This window comes from Pseudomonas sp. FW507-12TSA (assembly GCF_058781435.1).
In genome coordinates this window covers 190,725-212,966 of sequence record NZ_JBYSWT010000007.1, presented here as the reverse complement: position 1 = coordinate 212,966, position 22,242 = coordinate 190,725, and the positions used below count along the sequence as shown (strand labels likewise).

General features: G+C 64.1%; 20 protein-coding genes. 10 read left to right on the top strand and 10 right to left on the bottom strand.

Annotated features, from left to right (window positions below; genetic code table 11):
• Positions 1–156: 156 nt before the first annotated feature.
• Positions 157–1,044: a LysR family transcriptional regulator gene (locus AC3WK8_RS09680; RefSeq protein WP_085598143.1), complete on the bottom strand. Its 888-nt coding sequence runs from the start codon at positions 1,042–1,044 to the stop codon at positions 157–159.
• A 135-nt stretch (positions 1,045–1,179) separates the two neighbouring features.
• Between AC3WK8_RS09680 and lysM the strand changes: the two genes are divergently transcribed.
• Positions 1,180–1,620: a peptidoglycan-binding protein LysM gene (gene lysM / locus AC3WK8_RS09675; RefSeq protein WP_085598144.1), complete on the top strand. Its 441-nt coding sequence runs from the start codon at positions 1,180–1,182 to the stop codon at positions 1,618–1,620.
• Between the two features lie 45 nt (positions 1,621–1,665).
• Here the strand turns inward: lysM and yrfG are convergent, their stop codons facing one another.
• On the bottom strand, positions 1,666–2,334 hold the full coding sequence (gene yrfG / locus AC3WK8_RS09670) for a GMP/IMP nucleotidase (RefSeq protein ID WP_022644225.1): 669 nt from the start codon (positions 2,332–2,334) through the stop codon (positions 1,666–1,668).
• A gap of 212 nt (positions 2,335–2,546) precedes the next feature.
• Here yrfG and nudE point away from each other — a divergent pair, with 212 nt between their 5' ends.
• Both nudE and cysQ read left to right on the top strand, forming a co-directional pair.
• Positions 2,547–3,113 (top strand): ADP compounds hydrolase NudE, encoded by a 567-nt coding sequence (gene nudE, locus AC3WK8_RS09665; RefSeq protein WP_103324666.1) that lies wholly within the window; start codon positions 2,547–2,549, stop codon positions 3,111–3,113.
• A gap of 11 nt (positions 3,114–3,124) precedes the next feature.
• On the top strand, positions 3,125–3,964 hold the full coding sequence (gene cysQ / locus AC3WK8_RS09660) for a 3'(2'),5'-bisphosphate nucleotidase CysQ (protein ID WP_103324665.1): 840 nt from the start codon (positions 3,125–3,127) through the stop codon (positions 3,962–3,964).
• Positions 3,965–4,012: 48 nt separating this feature from the next.
• Here the strand turns inward: cysQ and AC3WK8_RS09655 are convergent, their stop codons facing one another.
• The 7 genes from AC3WK8_RS09655 to rfbB all read right to left on the bottom strand — a co-directional run bounded on the left by AC3WK8_RS09655 (position 4,013) and on the right by rfbB (position 11,210).
• A complete protein-coding gene (locus AC3WK8_RS09655; protein ID WP_103324664.1) occupies positions 4,013–4,468 on the bottom strand; it encodes a YiiD C-terminal domain-containing protein in 456 nt (151 codons plus the stop codon).
• A gap of 38 nt (positions 4,469–4,506) precedes the next feature.
• Positions 4,507–5,913, bottom strand: coding sequence for a sigma-54-dependent transcriptional regulator (locus tag AC3WK8_RS09650; RefSeq protein ID WP_103324663.1), 1,407 nt, complete (start codon positions 5,911–5,913; stop codon positions 4,507–4,509).
• Between the two features lie 79 nt (positions 5,914–5,992).
• Positions 5,993–7,801 (bottom strand): sensor histidine kinase, encoded by a 1,809-nt coding sequence (locus AC3WK8_RS09645; RefSeq protein ID WP_103324662.1) that lies wholly within the window; start codon positions 7,799–7,801, stop codon positions 5,993–5,995.
• Between the two features lie 34 nt (positions 7,802–7,835).
• Positions 7,836–8,717 carry a dTDP-4-dehydrorhamnose reductase gene (gene rfbD / locus AC3WK8_RS09640; protein WP_022644231.1) on the bottom strand — a complete coding sequence of 294 codons (882 nt, stop codon included), beginning with the start codon at positions 8,715–8,717 and terminating at the stop codon, positions 7,836–7,838.
• Complete coding sequence (gene rfbC, locus AC3WK8_RS09635) at positions 8,714–9,259, bottom strand: dTDP-4-dehydrorhamnose 3,5-epimerase (RefSeq protein WP_103324661.1); 546 nt, start codon at positions 9,257–9,259, stop codon at positions 8,714–8,716. The genes rfbD and rfbC overlap by 4 nt, the downstream gene beginning before the upstream one ends.
• Positions 9,256–10,131 (bottom strand): glucose-1-phosphate thymidylyltransferase RfbA, encoded by an 876-nt coding sequence (rfbA, locus tag AC3WK8_RS09630; protein ID WP_103324660.1) that lies wholly within the window; start codon positions 10,129–10,131, stop codon positions 9,256–9,258. The genes rfbC and rfbA overlap by 4 nt, the downstream gene beginning before the upstream one ends.
• The gene (rfbB, locus tag AC3WK8_RS09625) at positions 10,128–11,210 is read right to left on the bottom strand and encodes a dTDP-glucose 4,6-dehydratase (protein WP_103324659.1); all 1,083 of its coding nucleotides are present in this window, start codon (positions 11,208–11,210) and stop codon (positions 10,128–10,130) included. Before rfbB ends, rfbA begins: the two co-directional genes overlap by 4 nt.
• A 241-nt stretch (positions 11,211–11,451) precedes the next feature.
• On the opposite strand from rfbB, the gene AC3WK8_RS09620 reads away from it, so the two are divergent.
• The 4 genes from AC3WK8_RS09620 (at position 11,452) to AC3WK8_RS09605 (ending at position 17,083) form a co-directional block, all read left to right on the top strand.
• Positions 11,452–14,370, top strand: coding sequence for an aminotransferase (locus AC3WK8_RS09620; RefSeq protein ID WP_103324658.1), 2,919 nt, complete (start codon positions 11,452–11,454; stop codon positions 14,368–14,370).
• 275 nt (positions 14,371–14,645) lie between these two features.
• Positions 14,646–15,524, top strand: a complete 879-nt coding sequence (gene aguB, locus AC3WK8_RS09615) for an N-carbamoylputrescine amidase (protein ID WP_085598153.1) — start codon at positions 14,646–14,648, stop codon at positions 15,522–15,524.
• Between the two features lie 5 nt (positions 15,525–15,529).
• Positions 15,530–16,636, top strand: coding sequence for an agmatine deiminase (aguA, locus tag AC3WK8_RS09610; RefSeq protein WP_085598154.1), 1,107 nt, complete (start codon positions 15,530–15,532; stop codon positions 16,634–16,636).
• A 246-nt stretch (positions 16,637–16,882) separates the two neighbouring features.
• Positions 16,883–17,083 (top strand): hypothetical protein, encoded by a 201-nt coding sequence (locus tag AC3WK8_RS09605; protein ID WP_085598155.1) that lies wholly within the window; start codon positions 16,883–16,885, stop codon positions 17,081–17,083.
• 69 nt (positions 17,084–17,152) lie between these two features.
• On the opposite strand, the gene AC3WK8_RS09600 is transcribed toward AC3WK8_RS09605, so the two are convergent.
• Positions 17,153–19,243 (bottom strand): TonB-dependent receptor, encoded by a 2,091-nt coding sequence (locus AC3WK8_RS09600; RefSeq protein WP_103324657.1) that lies wholly within the window; start codon positions 19,241–19,243, stop codon positions 17,153–17,155.
• A gap of 287 nt (positions 19,244–19,530) precedes the next feature.
• Between AC3WK8_RS09600 and AC3WK8_RS09595 the strand changes: the two genes are divergently transcribed.
• The 3 genes from AC3WK8_RS09595 to AC3WK8_RS09585 all read left to right on the top strand — a co-directional run bounded on the left by AC3WK8_RS09595 (position 19,531) and on the right by AC3WK8_RS09585 (position 22,171).
• Positions 19,531–20,226: a DsbA family protein gene (locus tag AC3WK8_RS09595; RefSeq protein ID WP_103324656.1), complete on the top strand. Its 696-nt coding sequence runs from the start codon at positions 19,531–19,533 to the stop codon at positions 20,224–20,226.
• 27 nt (positions 20,227–20,253) lie between these two features.
• Positions 20,254–20,643 (top strand): nuclear transport factor 2 family protein, encoded by a 390-nt coding sequence (locus tag AC3WK8_RS09590; RefSeq protein ID WP_103324655.1) that lies wholly within the window; start codon positions 20,254–20,256, stop codon positions 20,641–20,643.
• Positions 20,644–20,881: 238 nt separating this feature from the next.
• The gene (locus tag AC3WK8_RS09585) at positions 20,882–22,171 is read left to right on the top strand and encodes an OprD family porin (RefSeq protein ID WP_085598159.1); all 1,290 of its coding nucleotides are present in this window, start codon (positions 20,882–20,884) and stop codon (positions 22,169–22,171) included.
• The last annotated feature ends 71 nt before the right edge of the window (positions 22,172–22,242 follow it).

Genomic DNA, 22,242 nt, shown 5'->3' with positions numbered 1-22,242 from the left:
GGGGGGGGGGGGGGGCGGGCCTCGCAGGAGCTGGCGCTGCGCAGGGCGGGCGTTTGGCGTTCATCGGGGGATCAGCGGCGTACTGGGGGCCAAGCCTAAGCGCGGCATTGTGTCGCGTCTAATTGCTAGTACTGATCCTTTGATAGATGGCGTCGATCAAAGACCGCCGAGGAGCTTGCGGTAGAGGGCGAAGCAGGCCTCGGCCAGGGCCGAGCGTGGCGCGCTGCGGCGCATGATCAAGCCCAGGCGGGCCAGGGTCTGGGCATCCTCTATCGGCTGCAGGCGCAGGTGTTCGGTCATGGCTTCCAGGCCGCTGTCCAGGGGCATCACCGCACAGCACAGGCCGCCGTGGACCATCTGCACCAGCTGATGGACGGCATCGGTCTGCAGGACGGGGCGTGGGTGCAGCCCGCGGATATGGAAGTTGTGATCGATGGACTGGCGAAAATGCATGCCGCTGGTCAGCAGGCCCAGGGGCAATTCGGTCAGCGCCTCCCAGCTCAGCGGTTGCTCGCCGAAGCTGAAGTGCCGTTGGTCGTACAGCAGTCCCATATGCGTCTGGGCCAGGGTCAGGGAGTCGAAGTGCTCGCCGTCCAGGCGTTCCAGGTAGGAAACCCCGAGGTCCAGGCGATTGCTCGCCAACTGCTCGAGAATCTGTTCCGAGCTCAGGGACGAGAGTTCGAAGCGCAAGTGCGGGTGCTCGGCGTGCAGGCGCTGCATCAGTGGCTGTGGGTCGAAGCTCGACAACGGGACAACTCCCAGGCGCAGGGTGCCCACCAGGTTGCCGCGGCAGGCAGCGGCTTCGGCCAGCAGCCCGTCATAGGCGGTGAGCACGGTGCGGGCCCAGGCCAGGACGCGCTCGCCGGGTGCGGTGAAACCTTCGAAACGCTGGCCACGATTGACCAGCGGCAGTTCGAGTTCTTCCTCGAGGTTGCGCAGGCGCATCGACAGGGTCGGCTGGGTGATATGGCAGCGCGCGGCGGCCTGGCCGAAGTGGCGGGTTTCGTCCAGGGCGATGAGGAATTTCAGCTGCTTGATGTCCATCTTCGCTCCGGTGCGACAAAAGGCCGGGATTCTACCGTGCCGGCGCGGCCTTGGTCAGTGGTCGGCCGGGAACCACGATCGGCCGGGCTGGTCTAGTCTTTCGCATCTGGATCTATCAACCAAGGAGTGTGCGACATGAGCATTTTCAGCTTTGTGAAGGAAGCGGGCGAGAAACTGATCGACCTGCTGACCCCCGGTAACGCCAACGCCAGTGAGCAGCTCAAGGAGCACATCGCCAAGGTCGGCCTGGGCAACCCCAACGTCCAGGCGACGGTGGAAGGCGACAAGGTCATCGTCAAGGGCGAAGTGGCGAGCCAGGAAGAGAAGGAAAAGATCCTCCTGGCCCTGGGCAACATCGCCGGCGTCGGCAGCGTCGAGGACCAGATCATCGTCAGCGGCCCGGTCGCCGCTACGGCGGTCTTCGTCACCGTGAAGAAGGGCGATACCCTGAGCGCCATCGCCAAGGCGCAATACGGCGATGCCAACAAGTACAACAAGATCTTCGAGGCCAACAAGCCCCTGTTGTCCCATCCGGACAAGATCTATCCGGGCCAGGTCCTGCGCATTCCCGAGTGAGCCGATAGCCCGGGTTGCCAACAGGCCCGCACGGATGCGGGCCTGTTACTCGGCCAACCCGTCGAGCAATTCCCGATAATCCCCTACCGCAGCGAATTCCGCCGTGTCCTTCGGCCCCTTGCGGCTGTCCGGCTGGCTGACCGCGAGCAATTGCGCGACCCCGAAGTCCCGGGCGCTGCGCAGGATCGGCAAGGTGTCGTCGATGAACAGGCTGCGGGTCGGATCGAAGCGGATATCGGCCTGCAGGGCTTCCCAGAACTGCGGGTCCTCCTTGGGAAAGCCGTAGTCGTGGGAGCTGATCAGGCGTTCGAAGTAGGGCGCCAGCTCGATCCGCTCCAGCTTCAACGACAGGGAGTCGCGGTGGGCGTTGGTGATCAGGATCACCCGCTTGCCGGCGCGTCCCAGTGCTGCGAGGAAGGTGTCGGCGTCCGGACGCAGGGCGATCAGGTGGGCGGTCTCCAGCTTCAGCTCGCGCACAGGCAGCTTCAGCTCGGTGCTCCAGAAGTCCAGGCAATACCACTGCAACCGACCGGCGTTACGCTCGAACAGCGGGCGCAGTTCCAGCTCCGCCATGGCCCGGCTCACCCCGTGCAGCTCGGCATAGCGCTGGGGCAGGTGCTCCAACCAGAAATGGTTGTCGTAGTGCAGGTCCAGCAAGGTGCCGTCCATGTCCAGCAGGACGGTATCGATATCGCGCCAGGGCATCAGGGCCATTGACTACTTCTCCAATGGAAAACGGTCGACCGGCAGGGCCGACGAAGCGGGAGGGGCCGAGGCCGTGCACCCGGCGTAAAAAAACGCCCCCGGCAGGGGCGATCAGATGCAGTAGACAATAGGCCTCGCAGCGCCTGTGCGCTGCCGCAATCTGCAACCCAGTCACTTTCAAACAGGCTGTATAGTAACCCGCTATCGCCAAGGAGCCCGCCATGCGTCAGAAACCCACCGTACTTGCCCGAGAGATCGTCGCTTCCAGTCGCCTGTTCTGTGTCGAACAGTTGCAGCTGCGGTTCGCCAATGGTGCCGAACGTACCTACGAGCGGCTGGTGGGGCGGGGCGCGGGTTATGGCGCGGTGATGGTCGTGGCCATGCTCGATGCCGAGCACGCGGTGCTGGTGGAGGAATACTGCGGCGGCACCGATGCCTACGAGCTGTCCCTGCCCAAGGGCCTGATCGAGCCTGGCGAGGACGTGCTGGCGGCGGCCGAGCGTGAGCTCAAGGAGGAAGCCGGCTTCGGGGCGCGCCAGCTGGAGCACCTGACCGAGCTGTCGTTGTCCCCGGGCTACATGAGCCAGAAGATCCAGGTGGTGCTGGCCACCGACCTGTACGAAGAACGCCTGGAGGGCGATGAACCCGAGCCGATGCGGGTCGACAAGGTCAACCTGCGAGAGTTGTCCGTCCTGGCGCAGAATCCCCAGTTCAGCGAAGGCCGGGCCCTGGCCGCGTTGTACCTGGCCCGCGACCTGCTGAGCCAGCGCGGGGTCTTTCAAGCATGAGTGAGATAGCGATGACGCTTCCCCATCCTTTCCTGGCTCCGGTAATGGAGTTGGCGCTGCGTGCCGGCGACGCCATCCTGCCGTTCTGGCGCGCCGATGTGGCGGTCGAGCACAAGGCCGACGAATCCCCGGTGACGGCGGCCGACCTGGCCGCGCACCACCTGATCGTGGCCGGCCTCAAGACCTTGGCCCCGGACATCCCGGTGCTGTCCGAGGAAGACGCCGACATTCCCCAGGCGACCCGGGCCAGCTGGCAGCGCTGGTGGCTGGTGGACCCGCTGGACGGCACCAAGGAGTTCATTGCCGGTAGCGAGGAGTTCACCGTCAACATCGCCCTGATCGAGCAGGGGCGCGTGGTGTTCGGCGTGGTGGCGATGCCCACCAATGGCCGTTGCTACCTGGGTGGCGCCGGCCTGGGTGCCTGGCGTGCCGAGCGTGGCCAGGCGCTGCAGGCGATCGCCGTGCGGGAGCAGCCGGTGGGCCAGGCCTTCACCGTGGTGGCCAGCCGGCGCCATTCGAGCCCGGCGCAAGAACGCCTGCTCGGTGGCTTGAGCGCTACCCTGGGTGAGCTGCAACTGGCCAACATCGGCAGCTCGTTGAAGTTCTGCCTGGTGGCCGAAGGGACGGCGGATTGTTATCCACGGCTGGCGCCCACGTCGCAATGGGACACGGCGGCGGCCCAGGGCGTGCTTGAAGGCGCCGGGGGCGAGGTGCTGGATCTTGCCGGCGCGCCGTTCTGCTATCCGCCTCGGGAGTCGCTGCTCAACGACTTCTTCGTGGCGTTGCCCGCCAAGGCCCCTTGGCGGTCCAGGCTGCTGGAACTCTGTGGCGCCCAGGACGGGCAGCGCTGATACCACAGGCGAGCCGAGCCCCGGGTAAAGTCCCGGGGCAGGCCGATTTCAGCGGTGCAGCACGTACTGGCCGGCGAACAGCACCGCGTCTTCTTCGCTGCCGGCATTCACCACCTTGGTGTGCAGGGTCAGGCGTGCCCGACCGTAGCGCTGGTACATCGACAGGAATCTCTTCCAGACCTTGTCCTCGGGGGCCGCGCAGATCGCCTGGGCGTCACCGGTGACCGGCAGCGGGTAGCTGATCTGCCCTTCCTGGATGACGATGTGCCCGTCCTCGATTCCCTCCTCCCGCAGCCGCAGGTGCAGCCAGCCCCAGCCAGCCAGTACCGCGCCGCAATAGAGGCTGCCACCGAACATGGTGCTCTTGTGGTTCACGTTGGCTTCCAGGGGCAATTGCAGGCGTAGTTGCTGCGCCTGCCAGTCGAGCACCTTCAGGCCCATTTCCCGAGTCAGGGGAATGTCATGGTGGAGGATGGATTCCAGGTATCGACTGTCGCGGTTCATGCATGGGCCTCGGGGGTCGGGAGTTGGCTGGGAGTGGTTCATTCCGATTCGTCGCCGGGTTGTCCGGCGCCGCTGTCTGCGAAGTTCAGGCCATGCTTGCGCAGCTTGTCGTGCAGGGTCTTGCGCGGGATGCCCAAAGCCTCGGCGAGACTGCGCAGCGAGCTGTGGGGCTGGGCCATTTCGGCGGCGATCAGCGATTTCTCGAAATGCTCGACCTGTTCGCTCAGGCCGCCGCTGATCAGCGGTGCGGTCGCGGCTGGGGCCTGTCCCGGATCGCCGTTGTCCAGGGCCAACTCCAGGCCCAGGGCGAAGCGCTCGGCGACGTTCTGCAACTCGCGCACGTTGCCCGGCCAGGTGTGGCGCAGCAGCAGGGCACGGTGCCCCGGTTGCAGCTCCTGGACCGGCAGGCCGTGGCGGCTGCTGGCTTCATCGGTAAAGTGCTGGAACAGCATCAGCACATCCTCGCCGCGCTCGCGCAGTGGCGGAATCCGCAGTGGCGCCACGTTCAGGCGGTAGTAGAGGTCGGCCCGGAAACGCCCCTGGTCCGCCGCCTGGCGCAGGTCTTCCTTGGTCGCGGCGATGATGCGGATATCCAGCGGGATCAGTTGGTTGCCGCCCAGGCGCTCCACCACTCGCTCCTGGAGCAGGCGCAGCAGCTTGACCTGGACATCCAGGCTCATGCTTTCGATTTCATCGAGGAACAGCGTGCCGCCATTGGCGAACTCGAACTTGCCGATGCGCCGCTTCTGCGCGCCGGTGAAGGCTCCAGGTTCGTGGCCGAACAGCTCGCTCTCCACCACCGACTCCGCCAGGGCCCCGGCGTTGATCGCGACGAACGGTCCGTTACGTCTTCCTGACAGATCGTGCAGGGCCCGGGCCACCACCTCCTTGCCGGCCCCGGTTTCGCCGAGGATCAGCACATCGGCGCGGGTCGCCGCCAGGGCGCCGATCTGCTGGCGCAGGCGCAGGATGGAAGCCGACTGTCCCACCAGCCTGGCGCTCAGTTCCTGGCGATCGCTCAGGGCCAGGCGCAGGCTGCGGTTGTCCAGCACCAGGCGGCGCCAGGCCAGGGCGCGGCGCACGCTGTCCAGCAGGGCATCGCTGGCGAAGGGTTTTTCCAGGAAGTCGTAGGCCCCGGCGCGCATCGCCTGTACCGCCAGGGGCACGTCGCCATGCCCGGTGATCAGCAGCACTGGCAGTTCCGGGTCCTGGGCATGCAACTGGCTCAGCAGTTCCATGCCGTCGATGCCGGGCATGCGGATGTCACTGACCACCACCCCCGGCCAATCCCGCTCCAGGCGCTCGGCCAGGCCCTGGGCCTCGCCCAGGGACAAGACCTTGAGCCCGGCCAGGTCCAGGGTCTGGCTCAAGGCCTGGCGCAGGTGCGGGTCGTCGTCGATCAACACCACTTGCAACTGGGGGTCGAGGCTGTCGGGACGGGTCATCGGTGGCTTTCCAGATCGTGTCGTGGCCGGCCATGCCAGGCCGGTCCATGGATTATCGGCTTGCGGGCTGCGCCGTGTCTCATACTCCGCGATCCTCGGACGGCTGCGGGCTGACGCCCGGAGCCCCGGCACGCAGGCGCAGGGTGATCAGCGCACCGCCTTCGCGGTGGTTGGCGAACGACAGCTCGCCGCCGAAGGCCCGCATCAGGGTGTCGCAGATCGCCAGTCCGAGCCCCAGGCCCTGGGTGCGCGTCTTGGTGGTGTAGAACGGTTCGCCAGCACGGCCCAGGGCTTCCATGCAGAAGCCCGGGCCGTTATCGCGAATGCACAGGTTGACGCCCGTGGCGGTGGATTCGGCACTCAGCCACAGTTTGCGCGGTGGGCCTTTTTCAGTGAGGGCATCCAGGGCGTTGGCCAGCAGGTTGCCCAGCACCTGGCGCAGGCGGGTTTCCCCGGCTTGGACCCAAAGGGTAGCGGCCGGCAGGTCGCGGATCAGCTCCACATCCATGGCCCGGCGCCGCTTGGCCAGCAGGGCCAGGGCATCGTCCAGGGCCGGCTGCAGGGCGACGCTCTCCGGTGCGTGGTGATCGCGCCGGGCAAAGGCCCGCAGGTGGGTGATGATCGAGGCCATGCGTCCGGTCAGTTCGCTGATCAGCTTGAGGTTGCCCCGGGCGTCGTCGGTGCGTTGATGGTCCAGCAGCACTTCGGCGTTTTCCGCGTAGCTGCGGATCGCTGCCAGGGGCTGGTTGAGTTCGTGGCTGATACTGGCGGACATGGTGCCCAGTGCCGAGAGCTTGCCGGCCTGGACCAGATCGTCCTGGGCGCGCACCAGATCCTGCTGGGCGTTCTCACGCTCCAGCACTTCCTGTTTCAGGCGTCGGTTGAGGTTTTCCAGGTCGCTGGTGCGTTCGACCACGCGCATCTCCAGCTCGCGCCGCGCCTTGCCTTCGAAGGCGATCCGTTCCAGGTAGTGCCGGCGCCGCTGCATCATCAGCCCGAGCAGCAGCATCAGCACCAGCAGCGCGGCGGCGCCCACCGCCACCACGGTTCGTACTGGACGGTCGATGAGCGTGCGCGGGGCGAGGATGCTGACGCTCCAGCCGGTCTCCTCGATCTGCTGGGTCTGGGTCAGCCAGGCATCGGGAGTGAGGTTCAGTGGGCGCGGGTCGCGGGTCGGGTAGGGCTGGATGGCGATGATCGCCTGGTGTTCCTGCTCGCTCAGGGCCCGGGTCGCGCGAAAGCGCCATTCCTGGCGCGAGGTCAGGATCACCACGCCATTGTGGTCGGTCACCAGCAACTGCTCCGGGGTCTTGCCCCAGAGTCTCTCGGTGTGGTCCAGGTCCACCTTGACCACCAGCACGCCGAGCATGCGCTCGCCGTCGCGCACCGCGGCGGCGAAGAAATAGCCACGTTTGGCCGAGGTGGTGCCCAGGCCGAAGAAGCGCCCCAGGCGCCCGGCCATGGCTTCGCTGAAATAGGGGCGGAAGGCGAAGTTGCGCCCGACGAAGCTGTCGTGCTTGTCCCAGTTGGAGGCCGCCAGGGTATTGCCGCTGGTGTCCATCAGGTACATGACCTCGGCACCGGTCTGGGCACTGATGTTCTTCAGCAGGCGGTTGGCGTTGCCTTGGGTCACGCCATCGTCCGGGGCGCCCAGTACCGCCCGTAGTGCGGGCAGGTCGCCGAGGATCTGCGGCAGCACCTCGTAGCGGTGCAGGGTGCCCAGCAGGTTGGCCACGTACAGGTCCAGGGTCTGGCGATTCTGCCCGGCCAGCTCATTGCGGTAGTAGCGTTCCGCCAGGTGCTGCAGTGGCCACAGCAGTGGAGCCAGGCACAGCGCCAGCAGGGCCAGGCTGCGCCAGCGGGGACGACGGGGAAGGGGTGGGGTCATGGAAACGGCGCCTGTGGTTACAGGCGCATTATGCCTAGCCCTGCTCGGCAAGACACTCGCGCAATGCGGTGTGCCAGTCCGGCTGGATCACGCCCCACTCCCGCTCCAGGCGGCTGCAGTCCAGGCGCGAGTTCAGCGGTCGTGGCGCCGGGGTCGGGTAGGCGCTGGAGGGAATGGCCTCCAGTACCGCGCAAGGCTTGTCCATGGCCAACAGCTGCTCGCCGATGGCCTGGGCAAAGCCGAACCAGGACGTCTCGCCATGGGCGGTCAGGTGGTAGGTGCCCCAGGCTCCGGGGTTTCCTGCCTGCCAGCGTTCGATCAGGGCCCGGGTGCTATTGGCGATGGTGCCGGCCCAGGTCGGGGCGCCGACCTGGTCGGCTACCACGCGCAGTTCCGGGCGTTCCTGCAACAGGCGCTGCATGGTCAGGAGGAAGTTCTTGCCATGGCTGGAATAGACCCAGCTGGTGCGCAGGATCAGGTGCTGGCCCTGCACCAGGTTGATGGCCCGTTCGCCGGCCAGCTTGCTCTGGCCATAGACGCTCAGCGGATGGGGCTCGTCTTCCTCGACGTAGGGGCTGTCCTTGCTGCCGTCGAATACATAGTCGGTGGAGTAGTGGATCAAGGGGATGCCCAGTTCGAAGGCTTCCTGGGCGAAGATCCCGGGCGCGGTGGCGTTGATCGCGTAGGCCAGTTCCGCCTCGCTTTCGGCCTGGTCGACCGCGGTGTGGGCGGCGGCGTTGATGATCAGGTCGGGGCGCAGTGTGCGCACCTGCTGGCGGATCTGCTCCGGATGGCTCAGGTCCAGCTGGTCGCGGCCCAGGACCAGCAGTTCGCCCAGGTCGCCCAGGCGCTTTTGCAGTTCGCGGGAAACCTGGCCGTGCTGGCCGCTGATGAGGATCTTCAGTGGAGTGTTCATGGGAACAGGTCGGCCTCAGTCAACAGGCTTCCTGCCTGGTCCTTGGCGGAGAGTTGCGGGGGCTCGCTGAGCTCCCAGTCGATGGCCAGCGTCGGATCATCCCAGCGGATGCTGCGCTCTGCCGATGGCGTGTAGTAATCGGTGGTCTTGTAGAGGAATTCGGCGAAATCACTCAGCACCACAAAACCATGGGCAAAGCCTTCGGGTACCCACAACTGGCGGTGATTGGCCGCCGACAAGCGTACCGCTACCCACTGGCCGAAGTGCGGTGAGCTGCGACGGATATCGACGGCGACGTCGAGCACTTCGCCCTGGGTCACGCGCACCAGCTTGCCCTGGGTGTTCTGCAACTGATAGTGCAGGCCGCGCAGCACGCCCTTCTGTGAGCGCGAGTGGTTGTCCTGGACGAACTGCACATCGACCCCGGTCGCTTCGGCAAAGACTTTGGCATTGAAGCTTTCGTAGAAGAAACCACGTTCGTCGCCGAACACCTTGGGCTCGATGATCAACACGCCGGGCAACTCGGTGGTAATGACTTTCATTGGTTTTCTCCAGCCAGGGTGAACAGGTACTGGCCGTAGCCGGTCTTGCCGAAATAGGTCGCACGCTCGAGCAAGTGCTCGCGGCTGATCCAGCGGTTTTCGTAGGCGATCTCTTCCAGGCAAGCAACCTTCAGGCCTTGGCGGTGCTCGATGGTCTGCACGTACTGTGAGGCTTCCAGCAGGCTGTCGTGGGTGCCGGTATCGAGCCAGGCGAAGCCGCGGCCGAAGCATTCCACATGCAGGTCGCCACGCTTGAGGTAGGCATTGTTGACTTCGGTGATCTCCAACTCGCCCCGTGGCGAGGGCTTGACCTGCTTGGCGATCTCCACCACGTCGTTGTCATAGAAGTACAGGCCGGTGACGGCATAGTTGGACTTGGGCTTGCTGGGTTTCTCCTCGATGGACAGAGCCCGACCTGCGCTATCGAAGTCGATGACCCCGAAGCGTTCTGGATCCTTGACCCTGTAACCGAAAACCGTGGCACCGTTGGCGCGTTTTACGGCGTTGAGTAACTGGTCGCTGAAATGCTGGCCGTGGAAGATATTGTCGCCCAGGATCAGGCAGACCGGGTCATCACCGATGAACTGCTCACCGATCAGGAAGGCCTGGGCCAGGCCGTCTGGCGAAGGTTGCTCGGCGTAGCTGAAGCGCACGCCGAACTGGCTGCCGTCGCCCAGCAGGTTGCGGTACTGGGGCAGGTCATGGGGGGTGGAGATGATCAGGATGTCCTGGATGCCAGCCAGCATCAGCACCGAGATCGGGTAGTAGATCATCGGCTTGTCATAGATCGGCAGCAGTTGCTTGGAAACGCCGAGGGTGATGGGATGCAGACGGGTGCCGGATCCGCCTGCCAATACGATGCCCTTGATCATGCAATCAGATCCTTGATGTCGGTGGAGCCCAGGCGTTCGCCCTGGTAGCTGCCGTCTTGTACCCGACGGCACCATTCGAGGTTTTCCAGATACCACTGCACGGTCTTGCGCAGCCCGCTGGTAAAGGTCTCCTGGGGTACCCAGCCCAGTTCACGTTCGATCTTGCCGGCGTCGATGGCATAGCGCAGATCGTGGCCGGGACGGTCCTGGACGAAGGTGATCAGGTCGGCGTAGTGGCCCACGCCCTCGGGTTTGTGTGGGGACAGCTCTTCCAGCAGGCTGCAGATGCCGCGCACCACGTCGATGTTCTTCTGTTCGTTATGGCCGCCGATGTTGTAGGTCTCGCCCACCACGCCCTCGGTAACCACCTTGAACAGGGCCCGGGCATGATCCTCGACGTACAGCCAGTCCCGTACTTGCAGGCCATTGCCATAGACCGGTAGTGGCTTGCCCGCCAGTGCATTGAGGATCACCAACGGGATCAGCTTCTCGGGGAAGTGGAACGGGCCATAGTTGTTGGAGCAGTTGGTGATCAGGACCGGCAGGCCGTAGGTGCGCTGCCAGGCGCGGACCAGGTGATCGGACGCGGCCTTGCTCGCGGAATAGGGCGAACTGGGGGCATAGGGCGTGGTTTCGGTGAACAGGTCGTCGACGCCATGCAGGTCGCCGTAGACCTCGTCGGTGGAGATGTGGTGGAAACGGAAGGCGGCTTTTTCCGCTTCGGGCAACCGGTGCCAATAGGCGCGGGTCGCTTCCAGCAGGCTGTAGGTGCCGACGATGTTGGTCTGGATGAAGTCCGACGGTCCGTCGATGGAGCGGTCCACATGGGACTCGGCTGCCAGGTGCATGATGGCGTGGGGCTGGAAGCGGGCCAGCACGGCACTGACGGTGGCCTGGTCGACGATGTCGGCCTTGACGAATTCATAGCGGCTGTTGCTGGCTATGCTATGCAGCGATTCCAGGTTGCCCGCATAGGTCAGCTTGTCCAGATTCAGCACTTCATGTTCCGTGTGCTGGATCAGGTAACGGACCAGGGCCGAGCCGATAAAACCGGCTCCGCCGGTAACGAGAATGCGCATGTGAAGTGGCCTGTGTCCTTGAGTAGATCGGTTGCTGCAAGAAAAGCAGCATAGCTTGTCGGCATGAAGCCTGTGGTGCAATAGGCATTGACCATGAATTACATTGCGAATGGTTTGAAAATTCTGAGGAAGAGTCGTGCCGTCGTCGTGATTGCTTTTTGTCCAGCAGCCCACGGGGGTTGCGCAACGTTCCGGCCAGTGGCGATATAGGCGGCCAATGACAATTTCCAGGGGTCGTCGTATGTTGCTCGCCACTTTGATCCATCGTGCCAGCCTGCCCAGTCCACAGGTCACGGCGCAGCAAGCGCTGGAGTTGCTGCAGGCCCACTATGGGCTGCACGGCACCTTGCAGTCCCTGGGCAGCCAGCAGGACCTCAACTATCGCGTCGACACTGCCCAAGGCCGCTTTGTCCTGAAGATCTGCCGTGGCGACTATGCCGCCCTGGAGTTGCAGGCCCAGCACGAGGGCCTCAGGCATTTGCGCCAATATCCCGGGCTGCGGGTTCCCCGCGTCATCCCGGCCAGCAACGGCGAAGAACTGCTGACCCTGGAGATTGCCGGGCAAGCCCTGCATGTGCGCCTGCTCGACTATATAGACGGTCGCTCCCTGACCCACTTGCCGCACTTGGGGGGGGAACTGGTGGCCGGCCTGGGCCGGCTCTGCGGGCAGATGGACCTGGCCCTGGCGGATTTCCAGCACCCAGGACTGGAGCGCACCCTGCAGTGGGACGCCCGGCATGCCCAGGCCCTGATCGAACACCTGTTGCCGGTCATTGAGGATCCCCAGCAGCGTGCCCAGCTCGCCGCTGCCGCCCAGCGCGCCGAGCATCGCCTGCGCCCGCTGGTCGAGCAGTTGCCAGTGCAGGCGATCCACATGGACATCACCGATGACAACGTGGTCTGGCAGCGTGACGCGGCGCGTCACTGGCAGGTGCAGGGAGTGATCGACTTCGGCGACCTGGTCCGTACCTGGCGCATCACCGACCTGTCGGTGACCTGTGCCTCACTGCTGCACCATGCCGAGGGCGATCCGCTGCGCATCCTGCCGGCGATCCAGGCTTATCACCGGGTCAATCCGCTGCAACGGGCGGAGCTGCTGGCGCTCTGGCCGCTGATCGTGGCCCGGGCCGCGGTGCTGGTGCTCAGTGGCGAGCAGCAGTTGGCTATCGACCCGGACAACCAATACAGCCGCGCCAACTTGAACCATGAGTGGGAGATCTTCCGGGTCGCCGCCTCGGTGCCGTTCGAGCTGATGGAGGCGGCCATTCTCAGCGCCGTCGGCCACGTACTGCCGGCCATTGCCAGCGAAGGCTTCGCTGCGCTGTTGCCGAGCCTGGTGGGACGTGAGTTCGCCCTGATCGACCTGGGGGTGCTAAGCCCGCATTTCGAGGCGGGCAACTGGGAGCAGCCAGGCATCGACGACCGCTTGCTGGCCGAAGCCGGGGCTGCCCATGGCCTGGCCGCCAGCCGCTACGGTCAGTACCGCTTGTCCCGGACCCAGCCCGACTGCGCGCACGAACCCCAGACCTGCCCGTTGCATGTGCAGTTGCAAGTGCCTGCGGGCACAACGGTGGAGGCGCCGTTCGCCGGCGTCCTGCACGCGGCCGCGGATGGCTTGCTACGCCTGGACGGCCCGGGCTCGAGCCTGCGCCTGTGGGGCGTCGAGGCCTCGGTGCATGCAGGGGCGGCGCTGGTCAAGGGCCAGGTGCTGGGAGCAGTGGCCGCCGACGGCCGGCTCAAGGTCCAGCTCTGCCGCAGTGCCGAACTCGCGCCGCCGCTGTTCTGCAGCCCTTCATGGGCCCCGGCCTGGCAGGCCCTGTGTCCGTCGCCGGCGGCGCTGCTGGGACTGGCCTGCGATGCCGAGCCGGAAATGGACGCCCAGGCCCTGCTGGCCCGGCGCGACGCCAGCTTTGCCCGTACCCAGAAGCATTATTACGTCGATCCGCCACGGATCGAGCGCGGCTGGCGCAACCACCTGATCGACATGCAGGGGCGTTCCTACCTGGACATGCTCAATAACGTCGCGGTGCTCGGTCATGGCCACCCGCGCATGGCCGCCGAGGCGGCGCGCCAGTGGTCGTTGCTCAATACCAACTCGCGCTTTCACTACGCGGCCATCGCCGAGTTTTCCGAGCGCCTGCTGGCCCTGGCCCCGGACTCCATGGACCGGGTGTTCCTGGTCAACAGCGGCACCGAGGCCAACGACCTGGCGATCCGCCTGGCCTGGGCCTACAGCGGCGGCCGCGACATGCTCAGCGTGCTGGAGGCCTACCACGGCTGGTCGGTAGCCGCCGATGCGGTCTCCACCTCCATCGCCGACAACCCCCGGGCCCTGGACAGCCGTCCGGACTGGGTCCATCCGGTGACCGCGCCCAACACCTACCGCGGCCAATTCCGTGGCCCGGACACCACGCAACAGTACCTGCGCAGCGTCGACCAGCAACTGGCCAAGCTCGACGAGACGGGCCGCCAGCTGGCCGGTTTCATCTGCGAGCCGGTATATGGCAACGCCGGCGGCATCTCGTTGCCCCGCGGCTACTTGCACGAGGTCTACCAGCGGGTCCGGGAGCGGGGCGGGGTGTGCATCGCCGACGAGGTCCAGGTGGGTTATGGCCGCATGGGCGAATTCTTCTGGGGCTTCCAGGAGCAAGGCGTGGTGCCGGACATCATCACCATGGCCAAGGGCATGGGTAACGGCCAGCCCCTGGGCGCGGTGATCACCCGGCGCGAGATCGCCGAGGCGCTGGAGGCCGAGGGGTACTTCTTCTCCTCCTCCGGCGGAAGCCCGGTCAGTTGCCGCATCGGCATCGCGGTGCTGGATGTGATGCGCGACGAAGGGCTCTGGGACAACGCGCGGGTAGTAGGCGAGCATTTCCGCCAGCGCCTGGAAGCGCTCAAGGAGCGGCATCCGCTGGTGGGCGCGGTGCATGGCTCGGGGTTCTACCTGGGCCTGGAGTTGATCCGCGATCACCAGACCCTGGAGCCGGCCACCGAGGAAACCGCCCTGCTCTGCGAGCGCCTGCGCGAGCTGGGGATCTTCATGCAGCCCACCGGCGACTATCTCAACATCCTCAAGATCAAGCCGCCGATGGTCACCACCCGGCAGAGCGTCGATTTTTTTGTCGACATGCTGTCCAAGGTGCTCGGCGAGGACCTCTAGGATCCTTGCCCATCCCGGTCCTTTCCTGGCCGGCCATCCGCCCGCAGCGTCCTGCCTGCGGGAGAGGAGGCCGGCCAAATGTTTTATCCGCCGATTACGTGGCCTAAAAATCGATTTATATCTGTGTTTTATCAATTATTTATTTATCAGGCTGATTTATAGGCTTCTAAAGTCGATTTTTATCGGATATAAAATGGCCGTTATCGGGCCCGCAGTGCTGCGTCCTGCCCATTACCGTCGTCATCGACTGCGTCCATTCGTCCAGGAGTTGATCCATGAGCCGTACCGTTACCGTCGCCGCTACCCAGATGGCCTGTTCCTGGGACCTTGAGGCCAACCTCGAAACCGCCGAGAAGCTGGTGCGCGAAGCCGCCGCCAAGGGTGCGCAGATCATCCTGGTCCAGGAGCTGTTCGAGACCCCGTACTTCTGCCAGAAACCCAATCCGCACTACCTGCAACTGGCCACTGCGGCCGAGTCCAATGTGGCCATCGCGCATTTCCAGAAGCTTGCCCGGGAGCTGCAGGTGGTGTTGCCCGTCAGCTTCTTCGAGCTGGCCGGCCGGGCGCGTTTCAATAGCATCGCGATCATCGATGCCGATGGCAGCAACCTTGGGATCTATCGCAAAAGCCATATCCCGGACGGCCCCGGTTACCACGAAAAGTACTACTTCAACCCGGGGGATACCGGCTTCAAGGTATGGAACACCCGCTACGCCAAGATCGGCGTGGGCATCTGCTGGGACCAGTGGTTCCCCGAGTGCGCACGCAGCATGGCCTTGCAGGGGGCAGAGATCCTGTTCTACCCCACCGCCATCGGCAGCGAGCCCCACGATTCGAGCATTTCCTCCCGCGACCACTGGCAGCGGGTGCAACAGGGCCATGCCGGTGCCAACCTGATGCCGCTGGTGGCCAGCAACCGCATCGGCAACGAGGAACAGGACGGCTACGACATCACCTTCTACGGTTCGTCCTTCATCGCCAACCAGTTCGGCGAGAAGGTCCAGGAGCTCAACCAGACCGAAGAAGGTATCCTTGTGCACAGTTTCGACCTCGACGAGCTCGAGCACATCCGCAGCGCCTGGGGCAGTTTCCGTGACCGCCGTCCGAACCTCTATGGCGCCCTGAAAACCCTCGACGGTTCCCTGGAGTCCTGAACACTATGAGTACTTTGCACAGCACGCCGCGCGCCGACGGTTTCTACATGCCGGCCGAGTGGGCCCCCCAGACCCAGGCCTGGATGATCTGGCCCGAGCGCCCGGACAACTGGCGCCTGGGCGGCAAGCCGGCCCAGGCGGCCCACGCCGCGGTGGCCAAGGCCATCGCCCGCTTCGAGCCTGTGACCGTGGCAGTCTCCGCGGCTCAATATGAAAACGCCCGGGCGCGCCTGGACGTACCCAACATCCGTGTGGTGGAAATGTCCAGCGACGATGCCTGGGTTCGCGACACCGGCCCGACCTTCGTCATCAACGACGCCGGCGAAGTGCGTGGCGTGCACTGGGGCTTCAATTCCTGGGGTGGCTTCGAGGGCGGCCTGTACGCGCCGTGGAACCGCGACGAGCAGGTAGCCAGCAAGGTGCTGGAGATCGAGCGTTGCCAGGAATACCGCACCGAAGGCTTCGTGCTCGAGGGCGGTTCGATCCACGTCGATGGCGAAGGCACCCTGATCACCACCGAGGAATGCCTGCTCAACCACAACCGCAATCCACACCTGTCCCGCGAGCAGATCGAAGCGGTGTTGCGCGATCACCTGGCGGTGGAGCAGATCGTCTGGCTGCCCGATGGCCTGTACAACGACGAGACCGACGGCCATGTGGATAACTTCTGCTGCTACGTGCGCCCGGGTGAAGTGCTGCTGGCCTGGACCGACGATCCACAGGACCCGAACTATCCGCGTTGCCAGGCGGCCATGAAGGTCCTGGAAAACACCCGTGACGCCAAGGGACGCGCCTTCAAGGTGCACAAGATGCCGATTCCCGGCCCGCTGTTCGCCACCGAAGAAGAGTGCGCCGGGGTCGATGTGGTGGCCGGTAGCCAGGAGCGCAACCCCTCGGTGCGCCTGGCCGGTTCCTACGTGAACTTCCTGATCGTCAACGGCGGGATCATCGCCCCGAGTTTCGATGATCCGATGGACGCGCCAGCCAAGGCGATCCTGCAGCAATTGTTTCCCGAGCACGAAGTGGTGATGGTGCCTGGGCGCGAACTGTTACTGGGCGGCGGGAATATCCACTGCCTTACCCAACAACAGCCCGCCCCGCGCCGGGTTTGAGTGCCGTTGTAACAGAACTTGTTGCCTGTTCGACGGCCTCGACCCCGGGCCTGCCCCGGGGTCTTCCAGCCAGCCCGCGGCCCAGATGGGCCGCGGGCTTTTTCATGGCCGCACATCGGCGCGCCAGGCACATTGGCATAGCTCTTGTATCTGCCTGGTAGTGATTCTGAGACATGTGGAACTCTGATGTTCTGTCATAAACCTTGGATAAGTTAGGCCGCTCAGAAACCGGGAGAGAGCGCTGGAATGAATATAGTCAGCGAGCGGGCATCGCATCCCTTGGCAATGAGCAATGAAGCGCTGCAAGTTCTGGTGCAATGGTTGAAATCCAATGGAACGCGTCAGATCAGGGAACCTGATCCGCGCCGGATCATCATTGAGCGTTACCCCGCTGGTTTGCTCAGCGAGGCGGAACTGCAAGCGTTGTGGGACGTGGTGAAAGGATAGAAAGACAAGGATCGTGAAAAAGCGCTGCCAGGATGGCAGCGCTTTTTTTTCGCCGGTGATCCGGGTGGATCAGAAGCTGTAGGTACCGGTGACCACCAGGCTGCGCGGATCGCCCGGCTGGATCTGGGAAGCGCTGGTGGCGGAGCTGTAGTAGTCGCGGTTGGCGATGTTGTTCAGCGCCGCGCGTACATCCCAATCCTTGTGCCGGTAGCCGGCCAGGGCATCCCAGCGGCCGTAGCCGGGGAGTACGAACTTGTTCTGCGGATCGGCATAGCGGTCGCCTACCAGGGTCAGGCCGGTCTCGGCATACCAGCCCAGTTCCGGCTTCCAGGTGACGAACAGGCTGGCATTGCGCTTGGCCACATCATTGACACGGTTGCCCTGGTTGCCGTTGTCGTCCTTGACGATAGTCGCGTCCTGCAGGCCCATGCCGCCGCGCACATACCAGTTGCCGATCACATTGCCGGTGGCGGTGAGCTCGATGCCTCGCGAGCGCTGCAGGCCCGTCATCAGGTAGGTCCCCTTGTTCAGCGGATCCTCGGTGCGGCGGTTGTACAACTCGATTTCGTACAGGGCCAGGGTGGTGCTCAGGCGCTCGTCGAGCCATTCGCTCTTGACCCCGATTTCCTTCTGCCGGGTCAGCTCCGGATCGGTCTGGTTGGTGTTGCCCTTGGCCCCCGGGGTGATGCCGATGAGGCCGCCACCGACCGGGGCAAAGGATTTGCTCCAGGACGCGTAGAACGAGTGATCTTTCCAGGGGGTGTAGACCACGCCCACGCGCGGGCTGGTGCTGGTGCTGTCCTGCTTCTCCCGCAGGCCTGAAAGCCTGCTGGTGGTGTCCACTTCGAACCGGTCGAAGCGTGCGCCGGCCAGCAGTTGCCACTCATCGTTCAGGCGAATCTGGTCTTGCAGGTACAGGCCAGTGCTGTCGACCTGGGTCAGGTTGTTGCTGAACGCTTTCATCGCGCCATTGTGCTGGGCACTTGGCGTGGAACCACTCAATGGCACCGAGGGCACGCCGACTCCCTGGTTGAGCAGCGAGTGACGGCGCTGCTCGCCCATCTCCAGGCCCACCAGCAAGGTGTGTTCGATGTCGTAGGTCTGGACATGGCCTTCGAGCTCGACGGTGTTGTACAGGTTGCGGGTGCTCAGGTCCTGTTGCCAGCGCTGGCGGTCCACCAGGCCAGTCGCCGGTTTGTAGGTGGTCAGGTAGGTATTGTCGAAGTCACTCTCCAGCTTGAACAGGCTGAAGGTATGGCGCAGTTGCCACTGCTCGTTGAGCTCATAGTTCAGGCGCGAACGCAGCGATTGGGCGCGGTCGTTGATGTAGTCGCGCTGGGTATCGCCATAGGTGGTCTTGCGGCTGACGTCGGCGGGGCGCCCGGTCAGCGGGTTGCCCGGGATGCCGCGATCCGGGGTGCGGTCGTAGCGGCTGTACTCGTACTGCACCAGCCAGTTCAGCTCCGGTGTCAGTTGCCAGCTCATCGAGGGGGCGAACAGTTGGCGGTGATTGCCGTCGATGCCATCGCGAAAGCTGTTCTTGTCCTCATTGCCCAGGTTCAGGCGCAGGCTGATGTTGTCCGTCGGGTCAGCGCTGAGATCGGCGTACAGGCTGCGCAGGTCCTGGCTGCCGCCCTGGACTTCGACGCTGGAGCGGCGGCCGGCTTCGGGCAGCTTGCTCACCCGGTTGATGATGCCGCCCTGGCTGCCACGGCCATAGAGCACTGCCGCAGGACCTTTGAGTACTTCGATCCGCTCGATGTTGTGCAGGTCGCGCACATATTGGCTGTCGTCACGGACACCATCCAGGTAGAAGTCGTTGCTGGCGTCGAAACCACGGATGCGCACGCTGTCGAAGCGGGTGTCGGCACCGCTGCTGACGTTGGGGATGTCGCTCAGGGCGCTGCCCAGGTCGTTGGTGCCGTAATCCCGCAGGTTGGCGGTCTTGACCGTGTCGATGGCCTGGGGCACGTAGCGTGCGGGAGTCGAAGTGCGGGTCGCGGTACTGACTTCCCTGACCCGCGGATCATCAGGGTCGGACTCTGCCTGGGCACGAATGGAAGTCGTCGGCAGGGTGGTACCGGCGGCGCAGGCGAAACCGGCGGCCAGCAGGGTGCAAAGTCCCAGGGACAGGGGAGTGAGGCGGAAATGGGCAGGCATTTTTGTCGCGCATCCGAGAGGGGGGTGATTCGGGAAGGCGCGAATGGTAATGGTTGCTATTTGCTTGTGTTAACTATTTGCTAAAACTATTCCGCTTCTATTGTTTCTAATTATGTCAAAGCTGTAACGGTTCATCTCCTGGCATCCACCTGCCCATTCATGGGCATCTAGCGGCGCGATTCGACCGGATCCTGAAACAGTCTGGAAGGCATTTCGAGGTTTTTCCCCTGGCCTTTGGGGCATAGGCTGCACCTGTCGAATTTTCAAGATCCTGCTGGAGCCCCCGTATGTCCTCAGCCACCCTTCATTACATTCACGACCCCCTGTGTGGCTGGTGCTATGGCGCCAAGCCACTGGTCCAGGCCGCCCAGGCAGTGCTGCCGGTGGTGGCCCATGGTGGCGGCATGATGACCGGTCGCAACCGCCAGCCGGTATCGCCGCAATTGCGCGACTACGTCATGCCCCATGATCGGCGCATTGCCGAGTACACCGGGCAGCCGTTCGGCGGGGCCTATTTCGAAGGTTTGTTGCGCGATCACACGGCGGTCTTCGACTCGGCGCCGCCGATTGCCGCCGTACTGGCGGCCCAGGCCCTGGCTGGCCGTGGCCTGGAAATGCTTGGCCGGTTGCAAACCGCCCACTACGTGGAGGGGCGGCGGATTGCCGAGCCTGTGGTGCTGCTGGAGCTGGCGCAAACCTTGGGTTTTTCCCGGGAAGCTTTTGCCGCGGCTTTCGACCAGGCGCTGGCCCACGAGGTGGACGAACATATAAAGGCCAGCCGGGCACTGCTGTCCGAGGTTGGCGGCCAGGGCTTCCCGACCCTGGCCCTGGAGCGCGACGGGCGCTACCAGTTGCTCGACATCAGCCCCTGGCTGGGCAAGCCCGAGGCCTTCGCCCGATGGCTGCAGGATTCACTGGGCCTGGACAGCGGCGTGCGCGCCGGTGCGGCCCCAACCTGTGGCCTGGACGGTTGCACACCCTGAATTCACCTGAACCCAGTGGAGTCACCCATGGATAACCTTGCGTTGATCAAAAGCACCTATGAAGGTGCCAACTCCCAGGAAAACGCGCGCAATACCGCGGCGGCCCTGGCTCCCGATGCGCGCTGGACCGAAGCGGCGGGCTTCCCCTATGCCGGTACCTACATCGGCTTCGAAGAAGTGCTGGAGCATGTCTTCAAGCGCCTTGGCAGCGAGTGGCAAGACTTCACTTTCAAGGTCGAGAACTATGTGGCCCAGGGTGACAAGGTCTTCGCCTATGGCAACTACCGGGGCATCTATAAGGCCTCGGGTAAACCTATCGATGTGCGGGTCGCCCACCTGTGGACGCTAAAGGATGGCAAGGCGACTCATTTCGAGCAGTTCGTAGACAGTCACAGCGTGCAGCTGGCGATGCTCTAGCCCGCTATTCTTAGAACATTTTCAGCTATTCAAAGACGATTCACGAAATTGACACGTTATTGAGGGCGCAGATAGGATTCGCCCCAACGCCTGTGGCTAAGAGCCATATTTCAGAATGATAAAAGGCCCGCCACCATCCCATGTGGGCGGGCTTTTTGTTTCGACGGTAGAAGAGCGTTCAAACGCCATAGCCGCACAAGCTCACAGCGCGTCATCAAACCGTAATAAGGAAAATAAAATGTCTAAACAGCGGATCTGCTTGATTGCACTGGGGATTTTGAGCGCTACACAAGCCATGGCCGACGGCCAGGCCGACGCCAAGGGTTTCGTTGAAGACAGCAGCCTGAAAGTGCTGCTGCGCAATGCTTACATCAACCGTGACAAGAAAGATGGCAACGACGACCAGCGTGAGTGGGGTCAGGCAGCCATCGGTACGTTCTCGTCGGGCTTCACTCAGGGCACCGTGGGCGTGGGCGTTGACGCCTTTGGCCTGTACGCGCTGCGCCTGGACAAGGGCAGCCACAGCGGCGGCCAGGGCATCGACTTCTTCAAGCGCAGTGAACACGGTAACAAGACCCCAGCGGGCGACCTGGCCAAGGCTGGCGCCGCGGTCAAGTTCCGTTTCTCCAACACTGTGCTGGCTTACGGCGACCAGATGCCGGCCCTGCCGGTGCTGAACTACGACAACGCGCGCCTGCTGCCGGAAAGCTACACCGGTACCCTGATCACCTCCAAGGAGATCAAGGGCCTGGAACTGAACGCCGGTCGCTTCACCGCCGAATCGCGCAAGAGCGCTGAAGGTCGTGACAGCGGTGGCCTGAAGTCGATCAACGTCCTGGGCGGTAGCTACCAGTTCACCGAGCAGTTCAAGGGCGCCCTGTACGCTTCCGACGTCGAAGACGTGCTGAAGAAACAGTACGTGAACCTGAACTATGTGTTCCCGCTGGCCACCGACCAGTCCCTGACCCTGGACTTCAACGGCTACCGCACCAAGCTGGACAAGTCCTACGCCGAGTTCAAGAACGCCGGCGGCCAGGACAACAAGATCTGGAGCCTGGCAGCCACCTACGCCACCGGCCCGCACTCCTTCACCCTGGCGCACCAGCGCAGCACCGGCGACAGCCACCTGGGCTATGCCTACGGCGGCTACCAGCGTGAGCAGCGTCGCGTGGGCGATGGCGGCAACACCATCTACCTGGCCAACTCCTACTGGTCCGACTTCAACGCCGAAGACGAGCGCAGCTGGCAGCTGGGCTACGGTCTGGACTTCGGCGCCTTCGGCGTACCGGGCCTGACCTACAACGTGGCCTACGTGCGTGGTGACAACATCACCACTTCGACGTCCTCTGGCGGTACTGAGCGGGAAATCTTCAACCAGCTCAAATACGTGGTACAGAGCGGCCCGGCCAAGGACCTGAGCGTGAAGGTTCGCAGCTCGATCCTGCGCGTATCGCAGAAGTCCAGCGAGTACAACGACAGCGGCAACGAGCTGCGCGTATTCGTCGACTACCCGATCAACGTGTTCTGATGAACGCCTGATCACCACCTGGCGACAGGTGGCGCAATGCAAGAAGCCCCGACTGGTTCGGGGCTTTTTCA